At 63.4% G+C, this 19,238-nt stretch carries 14 protein-coding genes and 1 pseudogene; 5 read left to right on the top strand and 10 right to left on the bottom strand.

Going from position 1 to position 19,238, the window contains the following annotated elements:
* Together glnA and RMQ73_RS06955 are read left to right on the top strand one after the other, a co-directional pair.
* Nucleotides 1-222 (top strand): annotated as a pseudogene (gene glnA / locus RMQ73_RS06950) (glutamine synthetase); the annotation flags it as partial.
* Between the two features lie 169 nt (nucleotides 223-391).
* The gene (locus RMQ73_RS06955) at nucleotides 392-1,489 is read left to right on the top strand and encodes a histidine kinase dimerization/phosphoacceptor domain -containing protein (RefSeq protein ID WP_310497363.1); all 1,098 of its coding nucleotides are present in this window, start codon (nucleotides 392-394) and stop codon (nucleotides 1,487-1,489) included.
* A 126-nt stretch (nucleotides 1,490-1,615) separates the two neighbouring features.
* On the opposite strand, the gene RMQ73_RS06960 is transcribed toward RMQ73_RS06955, so the two are convergent.
* Nucleotides 1,616-2,776: an outer membrane beta-barrel protein gene (locus RMQ73_RS06960; RefSeq protein WP_310497364.1), complete on the bottom strand. Its 1,161-nt coding sequence runs from the start codon at nucleotides 2,774-2,776 to the stop codon at nucleotides 1,616-1,618.
* Between the two features lie 404 nt (nucleotides 2,777-3,180).
* On the opposite strand from RMQ73_RS06960, the gene parE reads away from it, so the two are divergent.
* Nucleotides 3,181-5,151: a DNA topoisomerase IV subunit B gene (parE, locus tag RMQ73_RS06965; protein WP_310497365.1), complete on the top strand. Its 1,971-nt coding sequence runs from the start codon at nucleotides 3,181-3,183 to the stop codon at nucleotides 5,149-5,151.
* Nucleotides 5,152-5,695: 544 nt separating this feature from the next.
* On the opposite strand, the gene RMQ73_RS06970 is transcribed toward parE, so the two are convergent.
* The 3 genes from RMQ73_RS06970 to RMQ73_RS06980 form a co-directional block, all read right to left on the bottom strand.
* The gene (locus RMQ73_RS06970) at nucleotides 5,696-6,601 is read right to left on the bottom strand and encodes a Brp/Blh family beta-carotene 15,15'-dioxygenase (RefSeq protein ID WP_310497366.1); all 906 of its coding nucleotides are present in this window, start codon (nucleotides 6,599-6,601) and stop codon (nucleotides 5,696-5,698) included.
* A gap of 66 nt (nucleotides 6,602-6,667) precedes the next feature.
* Complete coding sequence (locus RMQ73_RS06975; RefSeq protein WP_310497367.1) at nucleotides 6,668-7,450, bottom strand: bacteriorhodopsin-like; 783 nt, start codon at nucleotides 7,448-7,450, stop codon at nucleotides 6,668-6,670.
* Nucleotides 7,451-7,663: 213 nt separating this feature from the next.
* Entirely contained in the window at nucleotides 7,664-8,281 is a 618-nt protein-coding gene (locus tag RMQ73_RS06980) for a LuxR C-terminal-related transcriptional regulator (protein WP_310497368.1), read from the bottom strand.
* A gap of 206 nt (nucleotides 8,282-8,487) precedes the next feature.
* Here RMQ73_RS06980 and RMQ73_RS06985 point away from each other — a divergent pair, with 206 nt between their 5' ends.
* Complete coding sequence (locus tag RMQ73_RS06985; protein WP_310497369.1) at nucleotides 8,488-9,183, top strand: alternative oxidase; 696 nt, start codon at nucleotides 8,488-8,490, stop codon at nucleotides 9,181-9,183.
* Nucleotides 9,184-9,279: 96 nt separating this feature from the next.
* Here RMQ73_RS06985 and RMQ73_RS06990 read toward each other — a convergent pair whose 3' ends face one another.
* From RMQ73_RS06990 to metZ, 6 genes are all read right to left on the bottom strand, one after another.
* The gene (locus tag RMQ73_RS06990) at nucleotides 9,280-11,172 is read right to left on the bottom strand and encodes an ABC-F family ATP-binding cassette domain-containing protein (RefSeq protein ID WP_310497370.1); all 1,893 of its coding nucleotides are present in this window, start codon (nucleotides 11,170-11,172) and stop codon (nucleotides 9,280-9,282) included.
* 43 nt (nucleotides 11,173-11,215) lie between these two features.
* Nucleotides 11,216-11,773 carry a PEPxxWA-CTERM sorting domain-containing protein gene (locus RMQ73_RS06995; RefSeq protein ID WP_310497371.1) on the bottom strand — a complete coding sequence of 186 codons (558 nt, stop codon included), beginning with the start codon at nucleotides 11,771-11,773 and terminating at the stop codon, nucleotides 11,216-11,218.
* Between the two features lie 179 nt (nucleotides 11,774-11,952).
* Nucleotides 11,953-13,296 (bottom strand): M28 family metallopeptidase, encoded by a 1,344-nt coding sequence (locus tag RMQ73_RS07000; RefSeq protein WP_310497372.1) that lies wholly within the window; start codon nucleotides 13,294-13,296, stop codon nucleotides 11,953-11,955.
* Nucleotides 13,297-13,377: 81 nt separating this feature from the next.
* Complete coding sequence (locus tag RMQ73_RS07005; protein ID WP_310497373.1) at nucleotides 13,378-14,184, bottom strand: LysR family transcriptional regulator; 807 nt, start codon at nucleotides 14,182-14,184, stop codon at nucleotides 13,378-13,380.
* A 34-nt stretch (nucleotides 14,185-14,218) separates the two neighbouring features.
* Nucleotides 14,219-14,626 (bottom strand): Co2+/Mg2+ efflux protein ApaG, encoded by a 408-nt coding sequence (gene apaG / locus RMQ73_RS07010; protein ID WP_310497374.1) that lies wholly within the window; start codon nucleotides 14,624-14,626, stop codon nucleotides 14,219-14,221.
* Nucleotides 14,627-14,636: 10 nt separating this feature from the next.
* Nucleotides 14,637-15,845, bottom strand: a complete 1,209-nt coding sequence (gene metZ, locus RMQ73_RS07015; protein ID WP_310497375.1) for an O-succinylhomoserine sulfhydrylase — start codon at nucleotides 15,843-15,845, stop codon at nucleotides 14,637-14,639.
* A 137-nt stretch (nucleotides 15,846-15,982) separates the two neighbouring features.
* Between metZ and RMQ73_RS07020 the strand changes: the two genes are divergently transcribed.
* On the top strand, nucleotides 15,983-19,237 hold the full coding sequence (locus RMQ73_RS07020) for a S41 family peptidase (protein ID WP_310497376.1): 3,255 nt from the start codon (nucleotides 15,983-15,985) through the stop codon (nucleotides 19,235-19,237).
* Nucleotide 19,238 lies beyond the last annotated feature (1 nt).

Below are 19,238 nucleotides of genomic sequence, written 5' to 3' on the forward strand. Positions count from 1 at the left end.
CTGTATGACCTGCCGCCGCGCGAGTTGAAGAAGGTGCCCACCGTTTGTGCATCGCTGCGTGAAGCCCTGGCGGCGCTCGACAAGAGCCGCGCAGTGTTCACCAAGGGCGGCGTGTTCACCGATGACCAGATCGATTCGTACATCGAGCTGAAGATGCACGATGTGCAGCGTTGGGAAATGACCCCGGCGCCGGTGGAATTCGACATGTACTACAGCGCGTAACAGCGTGTGGGGGGTGCGGAGCACTCCCCACCGAAGCCCCGGCAGGTCATGAGCCTGCCGAGACAAGCCATCATCTCGTTCATATCACACGGAGTATCGCCGTCTTGCACCGCCTGTAGTGCAACCGCCCCGAAATGCGGTACACAGCCTGGTGTCGAGAGGAACTGGAATGACGTCAGACGAGTCCCGGCAGGTCGATGCCTTGCTTGAAACGCCGGACTTGAGCGGCATTCTCGACGATGATCGTTACCGGCATTTTCTCGATAACTTGCCAGTAGCCATTGCCGTATCGGCGCTTCATCCCTTCGAAACAGTGACCTATGCCAATTTGCAATTTCAGTTGCTAACAGGGCGCGACGCCTTGGCCATTGAGGGCAAGAGCTGGCGGCTGCTGAGCGGAGTTGCAACCGCCGAAGGGGATGATCGGTTGCTGCGCGAAGCAGTCGAGCATGAGTCCGAATATATCGGCGAGTTCACCATCAACAGTGGCTCAGAGTCGATTAACGTCGATGTTTGGTCGAACACGATCGAGAATGATGACGGCGAGGCGGTCTACCGGCTGGTGGCGATGGGCAGGGTTCGCAAAGCTGATAGCGAACCAGACCATGCTGCCGCACTGCGCAGCAAGGACACGCTGCTCAAGGAGTTGCAGCACCGCGTCAAGAACAACCTCCAGATGATAACGGCCCTGATCCGGCTTGAAACACGCACCTTGCCGGATGACGAACATGGTGAACGCTTCGAGCGTCTCGCCGGCCGGATCAATGCGCTGGCGGCACTTTACGACGCCTTGTCAACCGACAGGACCAATGACCAGATCGACCTCGGCGGATATCTTGGACAGATCGCCTCCAGCGTCATGCAGGCTCATGCCGTCGAAGGTATCCGGCTCGACACCAAGATCGACACCTGGCCCGTCTCGATCAATCTCGCGATGCCGGCCGGCCTGGTCGTCAACGAGGTGCTGACCAATTCGCTCAAGCATGCCTTTATCGAAGGCAAGGGCGGCGTCATCAAGCTTCACAGCCTCATCGACGACGAGGGCTGCCACATCACCATCGCCGACGACGGCGTGGGTCTTTCCGAAAACGATGTATGGCCGCGTCCGGGCAAGCTCAGTGCCATCATCGTTCGATCGCTGGAGCAGAACGCCGGAGCCAAGGTCAGGGTAATATCTGCGCCGGCCAAGGGTGTGTGCGTGACGATTTCATTCGCAAAGCACACAGATTTCACGCCGGCAACCGAAACGGATGGCAAACCAGCATAACGGCCCGAGGCCCTTGCAGGAGGCGGATTCTACGGCCGAATTTGCCCGTCCGCTACTCCGCTCGCGATTGGCGCTGCCTGCGCGCCGGCATTGGCCGCAGCAGGCAGCTCCCGATCGGACAGACCCCTAGAACATCACGCCGAATTCCAGCCGGCCGCGCACCTGCGACGTCGCGCGACCATCCGAGCCGAAGGCCGAGCCGAGCGTGATCTTGCTGGCCTTCACCACGGAGAACTCCGGCCGGATGAAGAAGCGGCTGAACGTGTAGGTCGGCGTGATCGTGAAGGTGAAGGCGTTGCTGCCGGCACCATAGAGCGGACTGGCCGAACCTTGCGCCGCCGAGCCGGTCGAATCGACATATTCGAAACGCACCGGCAGGCTGAAATTCTCGCTGATCGTGTAGCGGGCGAGCAGCGCACCGGACCAGGTTTCGGTCTTGGTCGTGCCCAGGAACGCCAGGCTGGGGATTTTGGTGTACTGGAAATACGGCTGCAACAGCAGCGGCCCGCTGGTGTAGGTGTAGATCACGTTGGCGATGAACGAGTTGTTCTGCAGCACCGGCGTCACAAAGGCCGATTTCGTGTTCTTGGACAGCGCGCCGCCGACAATCACGCTGAGGATGTTGGAGCTGTCGAAGCTGTAGGTCGCGGCGCCGCTGAGCCAGTTATACTTGCCCGAGAAAAAGCCGTCGGTCAGTGCAACCGACAACGCCAGCTTGCCGAGTGTGGCATTGGCCTGCACGCCGCGAGTCAGCACATTTTCCTGGCCCCACAAAATGCCACGATCGATGTTCATGTTCTGAAAGGTGAACGGCGTCTCAAGCCCGATCAAAGTTGGAAGGATACCGGCCTGAATGTTGAAATTGGCGGACGGCGCCAGCTTAATCCACGCCTGCGGCACGACGCCGTGCGTGTTGGCGGTATAGGTGGTGGAGCGCAGCAAAGGCGTGCCGAGCGTTCCATGGTTATAAAGGCCGGCCTGCACCAGGAACTGGAACACGCCTTCGGGCTTTTGAACGATGATTTGGGCGTTGGATACATCACCGAACGTCTTGGCGGTGCCGGGCACGCTGTTCGATTGCGCGCCGACAAGGCCACTGCCGATGCCGGTGACATAGACCTTGCCGAGCAGCGGCATTTCGAAATTGATCGGATCGGGGTTGTAGGTGAGCGGACCAGCCAGCGCCGGCGACAGGGCCGGCGGCGCGGCGGCGTCCTGCGCCATCGCAGAACCAGCGAGAGCCAGCCCGGAAACCGCCAGCGAAATCTTGCCCAAGCGTCGTGTCATCAATCCGTCTCCCTTGCCTAGTGGCCGGAATGATCGGCCCCCTCGCAATCCACTCAAGCAAAGACCGTGCCAAATCGCGCCCAACAGGGGAAACGCGCTGCACTGCGGTATGGGCGCCCGATTTCAAGGCGGGCCTGCCCAACTTTAAGGCAGGACATCGGGCGTGAAGGCCATCAGGGACATGGGACAACCCACAGAAAAGAGCGGCCGGTGAACGTGTCACCGGCCGCTTTGAAGTTTATCCTTGGGGAGGATTGCCATTACGGCAGCGCAGATATTGCACTGCACCAATCGATGTTGCAATGCGGCAAAAGTGGAATTTAACAAAAAAACTCCGCAGCCGATCGTGCGCGCTGCGCCGTTCCCCAGTTGTTCCCGCCCGCGCTGCCGCCTATACAAGCGCCATGTCCGACCTGTTCGCCGCCACGGCGTCTCCTTCCGATTATGATGCCAGCCATATCGAGGTACTGGAGGGGCTGGAGCCGGTGCGCCGCCGCCCCGGCATGTACATCGGCGGCACCGACGAACGCGCGCTGCACCATCTGGCGGCCGAAGTGCTCGACAATGCCATGGATGAGGCCGTTGCCGGTCATGCCAACCGCATCGAGGTGACGCTGGAGGCCGATGGCAGCCTGACCATCACCGACAATGGTCGCGGCATTCCCACCGATCCGCACCCGCGCTTTCCGGACAAGTCGGCGCTGGAAGTCATCATGACCATGCTGCATTCCGGCGGCAAGTTCAGCGGCAAGGCCTATGCGACATCGGGCGGCCTGCACGGGGTCGGCATTTCGGTGGTCAACGCCCTGTCCGACGAAATGTCGGTCGAGGTGGCGCGGGGCAAGGAATTGTTTCGCCAGCGTTTCAGCCGGGGGTTTTCGCTGGGACCGGTTGAAAAACTGGGACCAGTGACGGGCCGGCGCGGCACGACTGTGCGGTTCCACCCCGATGCCGAGATTTTCGGTGCCGAGGCGCGGTTCCGCCCTTCCCGCCTGTACAAACTGGCGCGGTCCAAGGCCTATCTGTTCGGCGGTGTCGAGATTCGCTGGAAATCGCATATCGCCGATGGTGACACACCCGACACGGCCGTGTTCCAGTTTCCGGGCGGGCTGGCCGACCATCTCAAGGAACGGCTGGATGGCCGCGACCTGGTGACACCCGATTTGTTCGCCGGCCGCGCCGATTTGCCCGACAACAAGGGCGCGGTCGAATGGGCCTGCGCCTGGCCCCAATATGGCGAGGGGTCGGCCAGTTTTTACTGCAACACCATCCCAACCCCCGATGGCGGCACGCATGAAACCGGGCTTCGCACCGCGTTGACCAGGGGCCTGAAGAATTTCGCCGTCATGTCGGGCAACAAAAAGGCTGGCGAGCTGGCCGGCGAGGACGTGTTTTCGGGCGCCGAGATGATGCTGTCGCTGTTCATCCGCGAGCCGCAGTTCCAGAGCCAGACCAAGGACCGGCTGACCAGTCCGGAGGCAACACGGCTGGTCGAGAACGCCATCAAGGATCATTTCGACCATTGGCTGACTGGGTCCGGTGAGCGCGGCAAGGCGTTGCTGGCCTTTGTGCTGGAACGCATGGACGACCGGCTGCGGCGCCGGGCGGAATCGCTGGTCAAGCGCAAGACCGCGACATCGCGCAAATCGTTGCGCCTGCCCGGCAAGCTGACCGATTGCGCCCGGGATGACGCGGCCGGCACCGAATTGTTCATCGTCGAGGGCGACAGCGCCGGCGGCAGCGCCAAGCATGCCCGCAACCGCCAGACCCAGGCGATCCTGCCGATTCGCGGCAAGATCCTGAACGTTGCATCGGCAAACGCTGCAAAAATCGGCGCCAATTCCGAAGTGGCCGACCTGATCCTGGCGCTGGGCTGCGGCAGCCGGGCGCAATATGCTCCTGAGGCGCTGCGGTATGAACGCGTCGTCATCATGACCGATGCCGATGTCGACGGCGCCCATATCGCGACGCTGCTGATGACATTCTTTTTCCGCGAAATGCCCGGCCTGGTGCGTGATGGCCGGCTGTATCTGGCGCTGCCGCCGCTGTACCGGCTGTCGGCGGGCGGCATGGTGGCCTATGCCCGCGACGACGCCCATCGGCTGGAGTTGATGAAAACGCAGTTTGCCGGGCGGACCAAGATCGAGGTCAGCCGGTTCAAGGGCCTTGGCGAAATGAGCCCGCAGCAGTTGAAGGAAACCACCATGGACCCGGCCAAGCGCACCATGCTGCGCGTCCGGCTGCCCGAACACGCCGACGGCCGCGCCGAAGTCGCCGACCTTGTCGAGCGCCTGATGGGCCGCAACCCCGAACACCGGTTTGCCTTCATCCAAAGCCATGCGACGGCCATTGATGCGGACGCCATCGACGCCTGAATTCGGCCGGACGACCAGTTTTGGCGCCAGACGAGCAGCCACGACCGGGACACTGAAAACATGTGTATTTCGGCGATCTGTAGGGTTTGGAAGTAGACGAAGTTGACGGTTTCGTGAGATTTTTCACGTCGCATATGGGCGGTGAAAAAACTGCTGGCCTGTGCGGTTCTGGCGATGGAAAAGAACCGCATCAAAGTCGCACAAATGCCGGCTGTAGGACAGCGCCGGGCCTGAAAGCAGGCGATAATGCGGTGGGGATTGCGTCCTGCCGGCGCTTGTCGGCAACGGGGTGGGAGATACCCGCTTCAAGGCTCAGGGCGGGATGACCGATTCTGGGACATTGCGGTCATTATCGGCAGGGGGCGCTGATCGTCGGTTTGCGCCAAAAGCTGCCACAGGTGCGCCGGTTCGGATTGCTTCGTCGAATGATAACCGTTTGCGCCGAACCGATCCGTTTCGGATGTTCGCGACGGCCTGAAATGCGCCTTCGCATCGAGTATGGCCGTCGGGTTGAACTGGCCAACTCGCGCGGGCGTGGCTGACATCAGGTGTTGCCAAGCCGCTGCCGATTGCTGAATTGGTTAGCAAATATCGGGACCATCATGTGCGGAACGGTCAGCAGCGACAATGTCATGAAGCTGACGGCAAAGACGCTGTTGGTAAGCGAAGGGCCGTCGTGGAGCAGGAAGATAACCCCGGCCATGCCAAGCCCGCCCAGACTGATTGGAACGACGACACCGCGCCATTGGCGGGCGCCCTTCAACCCCAGGGCCTCGGTCTGGGTCCGGAACTGCAGTGGTGAATGAACAAGACAGAAGAAGATCGCAAAACCGAGCATGGGGGGCAGCAGCAGCATTGCAGCAAGTCCGCAACTCGCCAGCACAGCCAGTTTTTTCCGATCTGACTGCCATAACAGGCCCACGCCGACCAAGGCCACCGCCAAAGCGACCGGCGCAACAAGCAAAGACAAATCAGCAAGGACGGCTGCGGCGCGATCCCCGGTCAGCAGTGTGAACAGCGCGCGCAGACTGGCAAGATGCAGCAATGCTGGCGCAGTTACTGTTGCTGCGGCCACGGCGGTCGCAATGAAGCGCGACCCGCAAGCCTCCCAGTCTTCGGCAAAATGCGCGACGGCCATTACGAGAAATACAGCAAGCGCCAGGACTGGCGCAAGGCGCCAGACCAGATACATGGCGGCGGCACAGCCAACGTATAGCAAAATGAGACAAACCGTCGAGCCGGTAGCGCCGGCGCGTCGCAGCAAAGCAAGATCAAGACTGCCGTGCGGCAAACCAAAAACAAGCAGTGAGGACGCGAGGATCGCTGTCATCATTGGCGTCTGGTCAATCAAGCCCGCCATATTGAGGCCGATAGATAGGGCGGTTACCAGCAGAACCCCGCCAGCCGGAAAATGCGTGGCGCGCGCATAGTTGGCGGATATGGCTGACATTCTGCGTTGTCCCTTCAAGACCGCGCCGGCAGGGCTTGGCTGCCCTGCCGGCGGGTTAGCGACGTCTTACTCAGCAGCGACGGCAACAGTCGGATTACCGGGTTCGCCATATTCAGCCGCCGACTTGCGGACGGCGATCATGTAGACAAGGATACCAACTCCAACCTTGGCGACGAGGTCGGCAATCGTGTAACCGATTTGCACCGCCGTCTCGACCGACCCGCCCGACAGGCTGGTGTACGGGATCATGTAGACAATCGGGTAGAAGCCCCAGGACGCAAAGGTCAGTAGTCGGGCCTGCTTGATAAGCCCGCGAGCACTTTCCGGCTGACGTTCGATGGCGCTGCCGAGACCTTTGAACAACTGCCAGACGACATAGAGGAATGGGATGGTCGACAAGGTGCCCCACAAGGCGCGGGTCGCATTGTCCGCCGCGATTTCGCCGGGGTAGCCGAGAATGATCATCAGCGCTGCGGCAAAGCCCAGGCTGGTGGCCTTGGACACGGTCTCGCTTTGCGACAGCCTCATCACCAGCACCAACTCGATCAGCAGCAATGGCACAGTCAGCAACCAGTCGACATAGCGATATGCATCGTTGAAGGCGACACCGCTCGATTTGATCACGCCGTCAGTCAGGGCGTACGCTTCCGACCAGCTTTCGAAGATACGAAAGTAGTGATAGGCCGCAATCGCTGTAACGAGTCCAGTGATTGTCAATGCGGTCTTGTAGGCGTGGCCGACCTGGGACCGACCAAACCAGAAAAACAGCGTGCCGGCTGCCATAGCTGCAAAGGTGAATGAAAAGGCGTTATAGACCAGCAGATACTGGCCTGCCGTAATGGTTTCCATGTTCTACTCCTGTAGCGGGCATAACCCGAGGCAGCCCGCAATTCGGGTTCAGTTCAATCAACGAACTCGGTTCGCCTTCCGGACGAGTGTTCGTTGCGACCATGGTCATGAGCGATGTCGCAACGCTTTGCGTTTTCGCCTCTGGGCGGTGGCCGTGCGCTGACATCGGCCCACGTTGACCCCAAATCCATACGGTCTTTAGACCGTGTGACGTTACAGTCCGGCCTCGACGGCAATCCGGATCGCGTCAGCGACGTTGGATGTGTGCAAGTTGGCGAGCAGCAGCGAGCGGTGCATCTTGACCGTCTTTTCACTCAATGTGAGGGCGTACGCGATTTGTTTGGTGCGGTGTCCAGCGGCAATCAGTTGCAGGATCTCGCGTTGCCGCGGGGTCAGCAGCTTGACGCGCTCAACAGCCAAATAGTGGCGGTTGCTGTTGGGGCCGATATCATCCTCGGCAAGTTCGACCTGTGATCCGAGAAAATACGAGAGGGCACCATTGGCATCAAATACGGGGGCAACGAGCACCGCATTGCGAAACGGCGTGCCACAGCGCTTGTAGTTGAGAATTTCAACTAGGACCGGGCGATGCTCGCGCACGCCAGCTCGGATGCGATCGGTCAACCAGGGTTCGGTTGCGGGGCCGGCGAGGAACTTGCAGTTGCGTCCGATGATCTCGCTTTCCGCATAGCCCGTCAGCTCACAGAATGCGCGATTGGTGGCGATGATCGGGTTATCGGCCAGCCGAGGGTTGCTGATCACGGCAGCAATCGGACTGAGCCGGATCGAATCGACTAGTCCGCCATCAAGCGTCTCGTCACTGCCGAGCATTGGCGCCTTCTTTCGTGTGTTCGCCTCGTCGGGATCAACAACCCCGCTGTGCGCCCACGACCATCGCCATTACGGCCAGCGAGGCATGGCGCAATGTGGCGTCTTGCCGTGCGTCCTCAGCGACGACAGCCTGCGACAACTTGGTGGACTGCTATTCGACGACTGCAGGCTTACGTTAACGTCAACCTAGAATAGAGATTTCGGAAATGGCCACGCCCAAACTTCAACTCGTCGATGTCATCCGCCACGTCCAACCGGTCGGCGTCGCCGATCGCGTCGCACTCGGCTTCACCAAGGCCCTGCGCGCTGTTGCCGATGCCTTCTTCGCCAAGCGCTACGGTCACCGTGCCATCGTTCTCGAAACCGTTGCGGCGGTCCCCGGCATGGTTGGCGCTTCGATGACGCATCTGCGCTGTCTGCGCAGAATGTGCGACGACAACGGCTGGATCCGGATACTAATGGAAGAGGCCGAGAACGAGCGCATGCACTTGATGACCTTCATCGAAGTTGCGCAGCCTTCGGTGTTCGAACGCTTCATCATCCTCGCGGTACAATGGGTATTCTACGTCGGGTTTCTGGCGCTCTACCTCGTCAGCCCGGCAACCGCGCACCGCGTCGTCGGCTATTTCGAGGAAGAGGCAGTGATCAGCTACAGCCAATATCTGGCCCAGATCGACGCGGGCGAAGTCGCCAATATTCCCGCGCCAGCGATTGCCCGGCATTATTGGATGCTGCCCGACAACGCGACACTTCGCGATGTGGTCCTGGTCGTCCGCGCCGATGAAGCGCACCACCGTGACGTCAATCATGGCTTTGCCAATACGCTCGCCGGTCGCAGCGAAGCCAGCACGATTGTTGCACCTTATCCCCAAAAGGCGGACCCGATGCGGCGCGCAGCATAGGTAACACGGGCATTCCCGCGCTCAATTGTGAACGACCGATTCTGGGTCGGAAGCGGCCAATTGCAACGGCCAGCCCGATTGCCGCGCAACCAGCCCCTACCCCGCCGCTTCCAGTGCTTCGCTGGCCTTTACCCAGGCGGCTTCGGCCTTGGCCAGATCGGTTTCCGCCACGCCGCGTTCCTGCATCAGGGCGCTGGCGGTCTTGTTGGCGTCTGCCGGGGCGGCGGATTTGGGGTCGAACAGGGCGGCGTCGAGGTCTTTCAGACGGGCGGTGTGGGCGGCGATGGCGGCTTCGGCGGTCTTGAGGGCCTTGCGCAGGCCGGCGGTGGCTTCGCGCTGGGCAGCGGCGCGGCGGCGGGCTTCCTTGGGGTCTTCGCGCGGGGCGGATTTGGCGGCAGGCGCCTTGGCGGCGGCGGGGGCGCTGCCCAGGATGCTGTCGGTGTAATCGTCCAGCGAGCCATCGAACGCCACGGCGCGGCCGGCATCGACCAGCACAAGGCGGTCGGCGCTGGCTTCGATCATATGGCGGTCGTGGCTGACGACGACGACGGCGCCGTCATAGCCGTTGAGCGCCTGCACCAGCGCCTCGCGGGTATCGACATCGAGGTGGTTCGTAGGTTCATCGAGGATGAGCAGGTGCGGCGCGTCGCGGGTGATGAGCGCCAGCGCCAGCCGGGCGCGTTCGCCGCCGCTCATTTTGCCGACCTTTTGTTCGGCCATGCCGCCGGTGAAGCCGAAACGGCCAAGCTGCGCACGCACCGCCGATTGGCCTGAACCGCGCATCAAGCGGGTCATGTGTTCCAGCGGCGTGTCATCGACGTCAAGTTCCTCCACCTGATATTGGGTGAAATAACCGACGCGCAGCTTGCCGGGCGCGTGTTTGGAGCCGGTCATGGCCGGCAACTGCCCGCTGAGCAGCCGCGCCAAGGTCGTCTTGCCATTGCCGTTCCGGCCGAGCAGCGCCAGCCGGTCATCCGGATCGAGCCGCAGATCGAGGCCCGACAAGATGGCCAGCCCGTCATAGCCGACCGACGCATTGTCGAGTTGCACCAGCGGCGGTTTCAATGGCGGCGGCGAGGGAAAATCGAATTTCAGGCTGGGATCGACTGCCGCTTCGGCGATGGGCTGCATCTTGGCCAGCGCCTTTTGCCGGCTTTGCGCCTGTTTGGCCGTGGAGGCGCGGGCGGAGTTGCGGGCGATGTAATCCTGCAGCTTGGCACGCTGCGCGGTTTGCGCCTCGCGCGCGGCGGCCAGTTGGGCCAGGCGTTCGGCGCGTTGCCGTTCATAACTGTCGTAATTGCCGGCGTACAGCGTGACCTTGCCCTGTTCGAGGTGGAGGATGTTGTCCACGACATTGTTGAGCAGGTCGCGTTCATGGCTGATGATCAGGATGGTGCCGCGATAGGATTTCAGGAAGGTTTCCAGCCACATCGCCGCTTCGAGATCGAGGTGGTTTGATGGTTCGTCCAGCAGCAGCAGGTCGGGCTGGCTGAACAGCAGGGCCGCCAGCGCGACGCGCATCTTCCAGCCGCCGGAAAAGCTGTCCAGCGGGCGTTGCTGTGCCTCGGCATCAAAGCCCAGGCCATCGAGGATGCGCCCGGCGCGGGCCGGCGCGGTATAGGCGTCGATGGCGACGAGGCGGTCATGCACTTCGGCAAGGCGGGCGCCATCGGCGCCGCTGGCGGCGAGCGCGTCTTCCTCGGTGATGAGCGCGGCGCGTTCCGTGTCGGCGGCCAGCACGGTGCCGAACGGCGTGCCCTGTCCCGAAGGTGCCTCCTGCGCGATATAGCCCATCCGGGCGGCGCGCGGCATGTCGATGCTGCCGGCGTCGGGTTCGAGCTGCCCGGCAATCGCCTTCATCAAGGTGGATTTGCCGGCGCCGTTGCGGCCGATCAAGCCGATACATGCACGCGGCGGCAGGCTGGCGGAAACGCCATCAAGGATGGTGCGCCCGCCAAGGCGGACGGTAACGGCGTTGAATGACAGCATGGCCGGCGCATAGCAGCACCGGCCATTGCCGCATAGGGGGTGTTCAGGCCGATACCGTCATCCGGCGGCGGCGGCGCATGGCACCGACCATGCCGAAGCCGGTCAGCAGCATGGCCCAACTGGCCGGTTCGGGCACTGCGGCGCCGAAGAAGGACAGGTGCGACAGGTCATGCGGGTTGCGGTTGAAGGGGATCTGGAACGTGTCCCAGTTGCCCGAACTGGCCGGCGCCGCGAGTTTGTAGAGGACAAAGGCATTGGACGCCTTGACCGCGATGAAGTTGATCAGGAAGCCCGGCGTGGACCAAGTGCCGGAACTGCCGCCCGAGTTGGTGACATTGCCGGGAAAGCCGCCCTGGTTGGAATCGAACAAATGGGTCAGCACGATATCCGGATCCGCAGTCGGATGCGTGTCGTTGTAAAGATTGTAAGCACTTTGCGTGTCACCAACGGTGCCGTTGGCGATGTTACCGGTGAACAAGCAGCCATTGGTGTGGGCGACCGAAATGCAATTGCCGTCGACGACGCCGACGGTTGATGTTGCCAGCGCCGGCGCACTCGAAAGTACTGCCGCCAAGAGGCAGGCCGAAAGTGTGATCCTCATGAGAATGACCCCTCCCAGTGATGGCCCGACCAAGCGTGGCAGCAGCACCGGACCAAGTGCGATGCCGACTCAAGTTCATGAGCGGCACGCTAAGCCCGGGCCCCGGGAGGGGGCAAGAAATATTTACTAAATCTTAAAGAGTATGAACAAACATTATACTTTGGGCTGTGTCGAATCCCTCACTTGGGCGGCGCAGTGATGAAGCTGCCGGCGTCGCCGGGGAATACCACCGGGCTTTCGTGGCCGTCGGGGCCGAGCGCCGACACACCGAAGAACCAGTCATCGATGACGACGCCATTCAGGGTCAGGTTGGTTGCGTCCGCTGGTGCGTCGCGGTGGAACTGCCATTGCGGCGCGGTGGTATCGCGCCACCAGACGCGGTAGCCGGCGGCGCCTGCCGAAGGCTGCCAGCTGACCTTGGTGTCTGGGCTGACCTGGCCTGAAACGCTCACGCCGGCGGGCGGCATCGGCGCGCTGGCCAAAGCGGCAAGCGCAGCGACATTGAGGCGCGTGACCTGCGCCAGATAGGCAAAATCGACGCCGTCGATGGTGTCGCCATAGCGGCGCCCGCCTTCGGTGCGGATGTTCTGGTGCTGCCGGTCGTAATGTTCGGCGGCTTCGGTGATGCGCACGGCGGGGTAGCCGGCTTCGAGCATGCGGGTCTGGTCGCCGCCACGGCCAAAACGATCGGTGCGATAAATCGGCCGCGCATCGAGATTGACGACCTTGTTGTCGGCCAGCGTGTCGATGAAGCGTGCGAGGTTGCGCGACGGGCTATCGACTTCGCCGCCGTTGTAGCGGCGGCGATTGGCCTGTTCCGGCGTTTCCACCGCCTTGGTGCCTTCGGCAAAAATGCGGACATGGCTGTTGTCGTGCACGCCGCTCATGCCGTGCGAATTGCCGATGATGTCGTTGTTGAGCACGGCCTCGACCACCCAGCCCTGGGCGCGGGCATAATCGGCCAGCACCTTGCCGCCATTGAGGCCCTGTTCCTCGCCGGACAGCACGGCATAGATGATGGTGGCCGGGAATTTGTGCTGTGACAGCACGCGCGCTGCCTCGATCACCGCCGCCGTGCCCGAGCCGTCGTCATTGGCGCCCGGTGCATCGCCCTTGGCATCCAGCGGATCGGAATTGCGGCTGTCGATATGCGCCGACATGATGATGACGCGGTTCGGATCGGCGGTGCCCTTCTGGATGGCCAGCACATCGACGATATCGGTGGGCACCGGCAATCGCGGGCCTGTCACCATTTCGGATGGCAGCGCCAGTGTCAGGCAGTTGCCGCAGGCGGCGCCATAGGTCTGGAACTGTGCCTGCGCCCAGCGCCGCGCGGCGCCGATGCCGCGCACGGGGCTTTTGGTGTCGGACGCGCTGTGGCGGGTGCCGAAACCGACCAGCCTTTCGACATTGGCCCTGAGCATGTCGGCGCTGACGGCAGCGATGGCCGTGTCGGCGGGCGCGCTGGCCTGGACGGGAGACGCCGACAGAGCAGCAGCAAGAATGAACGGAACGGCGCGCATGGTGATTGACCCCCTGTTGAACAAGATTCCCATGCCCGGCAGCGCTTGGCCGGGCAAGATGGTGTTTTGGCCCCTGCCGCCTCAATCGGCGACGAGAAATTCGACCAGCGCGCGGACCTTGGCCTGGCGCCATTGCGGCGTGGGGGCGGACAGCCACCAACTGGCATCCGTGGGCACGGGTTCGCCAAGCACGATCAGCCGCCCTGCCAAAAGGTCGGACGCCGCCAGCCGGGCCGGGACCAGCGCACGGCCCAGGCCCAATATGGCAGCATCGATGGCTAGCCCGGCGTCGGCGACCGTGAAAGTGCAGGCGTCGCAGGCGGCATCGCCGCCCGGCGGATGGGCGATGCGCGGCGCCGTATCGTCGGCGCCGTGCGCTGCGACCATGACCAGTGTTTCGTCGCCCAAGGTGCGGCCGTGCACGCCTTCGGCATCGGGCGCGGCACCGAAATGCACGGCAAGGTCGAGATTGGCCTGGGTGAAATCGACGATCGTATCGGCATCGGACAGGATGAAACGCAGTTCCGGGTGCGCGGCACCATAGGCGGCAAGCCGCGCGCCGAGCCATTTGGCAACTGCTGCGCGCGGCGCCGCAATGGTCAGCACATAGCTGCTTTGCCCGGCCTGGAGCACGCGCACCGCCTCCTCGAATTCGCGAAAGCCGGCGCGCAATGCGGGCAAGGCCCGTTCGGCCTCGGGGGTGAGTTCGAGATTGCGGGTCATGCGCTTGAACAGCACGACACCCAGCGTGTCCTCCAGCGCGCGGATCTGCTGGCCAACGGCAGCGGGCGTGACAGCCAGTTCGTCGGCCGCCTTGGTAAAGCTCAGGTGGCGGGCAGCCGCATCAAAGACGCGCAGCGCGTTGAGGGGAAGATGGGTGCGTTTCATGGGCGATCAGCAAGCTGGCCAAAGGGGGCGCCCATCAATGGACGCTGGGCCGGCTTTCGGGCATTTCCAGCGAGAAGGCCGGGATGGCGACCGAAAAGCGCGCCCCGTCGTTGCCGCACATGAAGTAGACACCCTGCATGACGCCATGGCGGGTCGGCAGCGGGCAGCCCGAGACATAATCATAGGCATGCCCCGACCCGATCACCGGCTGGACACCGACGACGCCATCGCCCTCGATTTCGTCAATGCGGCCATGGCCATCGGTGATGACCCAGCGGCGGGCCAGCAATTGCACCTGTTCCGGCCCGTGGTTTTCGACACGAACGTGATAGGCCCAGACATAATATTCCCGTTCAGGATCAGACTGTTCCGGCAGATAGCGCGGTGCCACGCGAACGGTGATGCCGCCTGTTGTTTCTGCAAAGGGAAATATCCGGGTCATCACCATGGCGCTATATTCCTGCCATTTTCAGGGCGCGGTCAAGGTCGTCGATGAGATCGGCCGGATCTTCCAGCCCGATGGACAGACGCAGCATCCCTTCGGTGATGCCCATTTCGGCCTGAATCGCCGCCGAAACGCTGAAGTGGGTGGTGGACGCCGGATGCGTCATCAGGGTGCGGGAATCGCCCAGATTGTTGGAAATATCGATCAAGGTCAGCGCATCGAGCAAGGCATGCGCCTGTGGCCGGCCGCCATCGAGGAACAGCGCGATGATCGTGCCGCCGAGCGTCATCTGCCGCATCGCCAACGCGTGCTGCGGGTGCGAGGCCAGGCCGGGATACAGCACATGCACGCCGCGCGATTCCAGGAACTGCGCGACCGCCATGGCATTTTCGCAGGCGCGGCGGACGCGCAGATCAAGCGTTTCGAGGCTTTTGAGCACGACCCATGCGTTGAATGGCGACAGATTGGGGCCGGTGTGGCGTGCATAGGCAAGATAGGTGTCGTTCATCCATTTTTCGGGGCCGACGACGGCGCCGGCAAGCACCCTGCCCTGCCCGTCCATCAGCTTGGTAGCGGAATAGGCGACGATATCGGCGCCGTGGTCCAGCGGCCGCTGCACCACTGGCGAGGCAAAGGCGTTGTCCACCATCACCAATGCCCCGGCATCATGGCCGATATCGGAAATGGCGCGGATATCGCAGATTTCCAGGCCGGGGTTGGACGGCGTTTCCAGGAAAAAAGCGCGCGTGTTGGGCCGCCGCGCCTTGGCCCATGCATCGAGATCGCGGGCATCGACCGTTGTCGTCTCGATGCCGAAACGCGGCAGGATGGTATCGACCAGCACGCGGCACGAGCCGAACAACGAACGACCTGCGACAAGATGGTCACCAGCCGAAAGCGTCGAAAGTAGCATGGCGGACATGGCCGCCATGCCGCTGGCGGTGGCGCGCGCCGCCTCGGCACCTTCGAGCAGGGCGATACGCTTTTCGAGCATTTCGACGGTGGGGTTCTGCAGCCGGCTATAGGTCATGCCGGGGCGCTCGCCGCGGAAGCGTGCGGCGGCTTCCTCGGCGTTGTCATAGGCATAGCCAGACGTCATGAAGATGGCTTCGGAGGTTTCACCAAAGTCGCTGCGCATGGTGCCGCCGCGCACCGCAAGGGTGGCAGGCCGCCAATGGGCGGTAACGTTCGGATCCTGGCCAGCATTGCGTTTCATGGGCCAAGGCTTACCGGCGCGCCCGGTGTGCGTAAACCCGAAACAAGCCGAATTCCCGGGGTAGCGATACGGCGCTTGGCAAGTGTGGCAATTGCGGCTCTATTCCGCCCACCACATTGGCCGGGGACCATATCTGCATGAAGACCATGACCGCGATCGCGATTGCGCTCGCAGCATCCGCCGCCTTGCCTGCAATGGCCGCCGGCCTGCCCTCGATGGCGGAACCGGCGCTGTCTGCCGATGGCAGGCAGATCGCATTCGTTTCGGGCGGGGACATCTGGGAAGTGCCGGCCAGCGGCGGCATCGCACGGCTGCTGGTCACTGATGGCGCCACCGAAAGCCGGCCATTCTATGCCCCCGGCGGCAAGCATCTGGCCTTTGCCTCGACACGGGGCGGCAATGCCAACATACATGTGATGGACCTGACCACCGGCGAAGTGCGGCGGATCAGCTTTGCCGAAGCCAATGAAGAGCCCAGCGGCTGGTCGGCGGACGGCAAATATCTGTATTTCACCACCGGCGCCCATGATGTCGGCCGGCAGCCCGATATCTACCGTGTCGCGGCCAGCGGCGGCACGCCCATGCCGGTCAGTGCCGAGCGTTTTCTGGCCGAAGTGCAGGGTGCACCGTCGCCTGATGGCGCCAGCATCGCCTTGGTGGCGCGCAGCGGCATGGCGCAGAACCAATGGTGGCGAAATGGCCATGCCCATATCGACGAGAACGAGATCTGGACGCGCAGCATGGACAGCGGCACCTATCGCCAGTTGCTGGCCGATGGCGCCAAACATGCGTGGCCGATGTGGACCCCCGGCGGCGACGCCCTGTATTTCATGTCGGACAAGTCGGGCGCGGAAAACCTGTGGATGATGCCGGCAAATGGCGGCGCGGCGCGGCAGGTCACGGGCTTCACCGATGGCCGGCTGCTGTTTCCGGCCATGGCGCAGGACGGGTCGGCCATCGTGTTCGAACGGGATTTCGGCATCTGGCGGCTTGATCTTGCCAGCGGCAAGGCGGCGCAGGTGCCGATCACGCTGCGCGGCGCACCGGCGGGCGAAGGACCGCGCAGCCTGACGCTGACCAGTTTCGACCGGCTGGCACTGTCACCCGATGGCAGCAAGGCCGCGGTGCTGGCGCATGGCGAACTGTTTGCCGCCGGCACCAAGGACGGCGGCCCGGCGCAACGCATCACCAACAGCGTCACAGCCGAACGCGAAATGACCTGGTCGCCGGATTCGCGGCGGCTGTTATATGTCACGGAACGCGGCATGGACCGGCTGGTCGCCGAGCATGACCTGGTCAGCGGCAAGTCGCAGACATTGACTGAAAAGGGCCTTGCCGCCGCGCTGGCCTATGCGCCCGATGGCAAACGGGCAGCCTATGTCAGCGATGACAGTGCCTTGCATGTGCTGACGCTGCCGCGCCCCGGACAGGCCGCGTCGGACCGCGTGGTAATGACCGGCGCGCTGGAAACCGACGAGGGCGGGACGCGGCCGGTCTGGTCGCCGGACGGGCAATGGCTTGCCGTGCCAGTGCGCGACCGCCGCTCGTTCGTGAACCTGATGGTGGTGCCGGCGGCCGGCGGCGCGGCGCGGCCTATCAGCTTTTTGGGCAATGGCCGGATCAGCATGCTGGCCTGGTCGCCCGATGGCCGCGCCCTGTTGTTCGACACCGCCCAGCGCAGCGAGCCGTCGCGCATCGTGCGCGTCGATCTTGTGCCGGCGGTGCCCAAGTTCCGCGAGGATGCCTTTCGCGCCCTGTTCCAGCCGCAGGACAAGCCGGACACCGCGCCAACCGACACATTGGCCGACAAACCGGCGGACAGCGCCGAAAAACCGGCCGCACCAGCGGGTGCAGCTGCCGCCAAGGCCGGTGCAAAACCCGCAGCCGGGCCGGCCAAGCCCCCGGCGCCAGTCAACATCGTGTTCGAGGGCATCCGCGAGCGGGTGACGATATTGCCGCTTGGCCTCAATGCCGAAGCGCCGGTGATCAGCAGCGACGGCAAGCTGCTGGTGTTCCGCGCGCGCGAACGCGGCCAGGAGAATCTCTATGCCTTCAATCTGGATGAACTCGCCAGCGAACCGCCGGTGCCGCAGCAGCTGACGGCGACATCGCGGCCCAAGCCGGACTTTGCCCTGGCGGCAGACGGCAAGACCCTGTTCTATCTGGATGGCGGCACCATCACGGCGACGCCCAGCGATGCACTGCGGCCGCGCAGCATCGCTGTGTCCGCCAGCATGGACGTGGATTTCGACGCCGAAAAACAGGTTGTGTTCGATCAGGCCTGGGGCACGCTGAACCGGCAGTTCTTTGATTCCGGCTTTCACGGCAAGGACTGGACGGCGATCCGCGCCCGGTTTCAGCCGCAGGTTACCGGCGCCCGCAATGGCGACGAACTGCGCCGCATCCTCAACCTGATGCAGGGCGAGCTCAATGCATCGCACATGGGCATCAGCCGGGCTGCGAACGGCCCCGGTGCGCCGCCGACCGACCGCACCGGGCAGCTTGGGCTGGGCTTTGACCGTGCCGCAGCCGAAAACGGCAAGGGCCTGATCGTCGATAGCGTGCTGGCCCTTGGCCCTGCCGGGATTTCGGGCAAGATCCGCATCGGAGACCGGCTGGCCAGCATCGGCGGCAGGGCCGTGGACGCCGGCACCAATATCGATGCGCTTTTGCAGCGGCAGGTCGGGCGGCAGGTGGTGCTGGGGATGGTGACGCCGACCGGGCAGCGCGATGTGACAGTGCGGCCGGTATCGGCGAGCAGCATTGCCGGCGTGCGTTACCGCGAATGGGTGGCGGGGCGCCGCGCCTATGTCGAACGCATTTCGGGCGGGCGGCTTGGCTATGTCCATATGGCCGACATGGGCGATGCCTCGCTGGCGCAGCTGTATCTCGATCTCGACAGCGGCAACCAGGGCCGCGAGGGCGTGGTCATCGACATCCGGAACAACAACGGCGGCTATGTCCACAGCTATGCGCTGGATGCGTTTTCGCGGCGCAACTTCCTGACGCTGGAATCGCGGGATCGTTTTCCGGTGCCGGGCCGGCAGGCGCTGGGGCAGCGCGCGCTTGATTTGCCGACGGTGCTGGTGATCAACGAGGGCACGCTTTCGGATGGCGAGGACTTTACCGAAGGCTATCGCGCGCTGGGCCTGGGCAAGGTGGTGGGACAGCCGACGGCGGGGTGGATCATCTTCACCGGCGGCGAGCGGCTGATCGACGGATCGACCGTGCGAACGCCCGGTGCGCGGGTGCGCACGCTGAAGGGCGAGGACATGGAAATGCGCCCCCGCCCCGTCGATATCGTCGTCACCCGGCCGCTGGGCGATGGCGACCGTGATGCGCAGCTGGATGCAGCCATCACCGCGCTGACGGCGCAGTTGCCGCGCAAGTAAC

Origin of the sequence: Sandarakinorhabdus sp., from assembly GCF_031430775.1 — a bacterium.
Classification (GTDB): domain Bacteria; phylum Pseudomonadota; class Alphaproteobacteria; order Sphingomonadales; family Sphingomonadaceae; genus Sandarakinorhabdus.

Coding starts and splice junctions, on each gene's coding strand:
- RMQ73_RS06970 (WP_310497366.1), bottom strand. CDS start 6,601: ATGTCAGCCATATCCGCCAACTATGCGCGCGCCACGCATTTTCCGGCT.
- parE (WP_310497365.1), top strand. CDS start 3,181: ATGTCCGACCTGTTCGCCGCCACGGCGTCTCCTTCCGATTATGATGCC.
- metZ (WP_310497375.1), bottom strand. CDS start 15,845: ATGAAACGCAATGCTGGCCAGGATCCGAACGTTACCGCCCATTGGCGG.
- RMQ73_RS07020 (WP_310497376.1), top strand. CDS start 15,983: ATGAAGACCATGACCGCGATCGCGATTGCGCTCGCAGCATCCGCCGCC.
- RMQ73_RS06985 (WP_310497369.1), top strand. CDS start 8,488: ATGGCCACGCCCAAACTTCAACTCGTCGATGTCATCCGCCACGTCCAA.
- RMQ73_RS07000 (WP_310497372.1), bottom strand. CDS start 13,296: ATGCGCGCCGTTCCGTTCATTCTTGCTGCTGCTCTGTCGGCGTCTCCC.
- RMQ73_RS06995 (WP_310497371.1), bottom strand. CDS start 11,773: ATGAGGATCACACTTTCGGCCTGCCTCTTGGCGGCAGTACTTTCGAGT.
- apaG (WP_310497374.1), bottom strand. CDS start 14,626: ATGACCCGGATATTTCCCTTTGCAGAAACAACAGGCGGCATCACCGTT.
- RMQ73_RS06955 (WP_310497363.1), top strand. CDS start 392: ATGACGTCAGACGAGTCCCGGCAGGTCGATGCCTTGCTTGAAACGCCG.
- RMQ73_RS07005 (WP_310497373.1), bottom strand. CDS start 14,184: ATGAAACGCACCCATCTTCCCCTCAACGCGCTGCGCGTCTTTGATGCG.
- RMQ73_RS06975 (WP_310497367.1), bottom strand. CDS start 7,450: ATGGAAACCATTACGGCAGGCCAGTATCTGCTGGTCTATAACGCCTTT.
- RMQ73_RS06980 (WP_310497368.1), bottom strand. CDS start 8,281: ATGCTCGGCAGTGACGAGACGCTTGATGGCGGACTAGTCGATTCGATC.
- RMQ73_RS06990 (WP_310497370.1), bottom strand. CDS start 11,172: ATGCTGTCATTCAACGCCGTTACCGTCCGCCTTGGCGGGCGCACCATC.
- RMQ73_RS06960 (WP_310497364.1), bottom strand. CDS start 2,776: ATGACACGACGCTTGGGCAAGATTTCGCTGGCGGTTTCCGGGCTGGCT.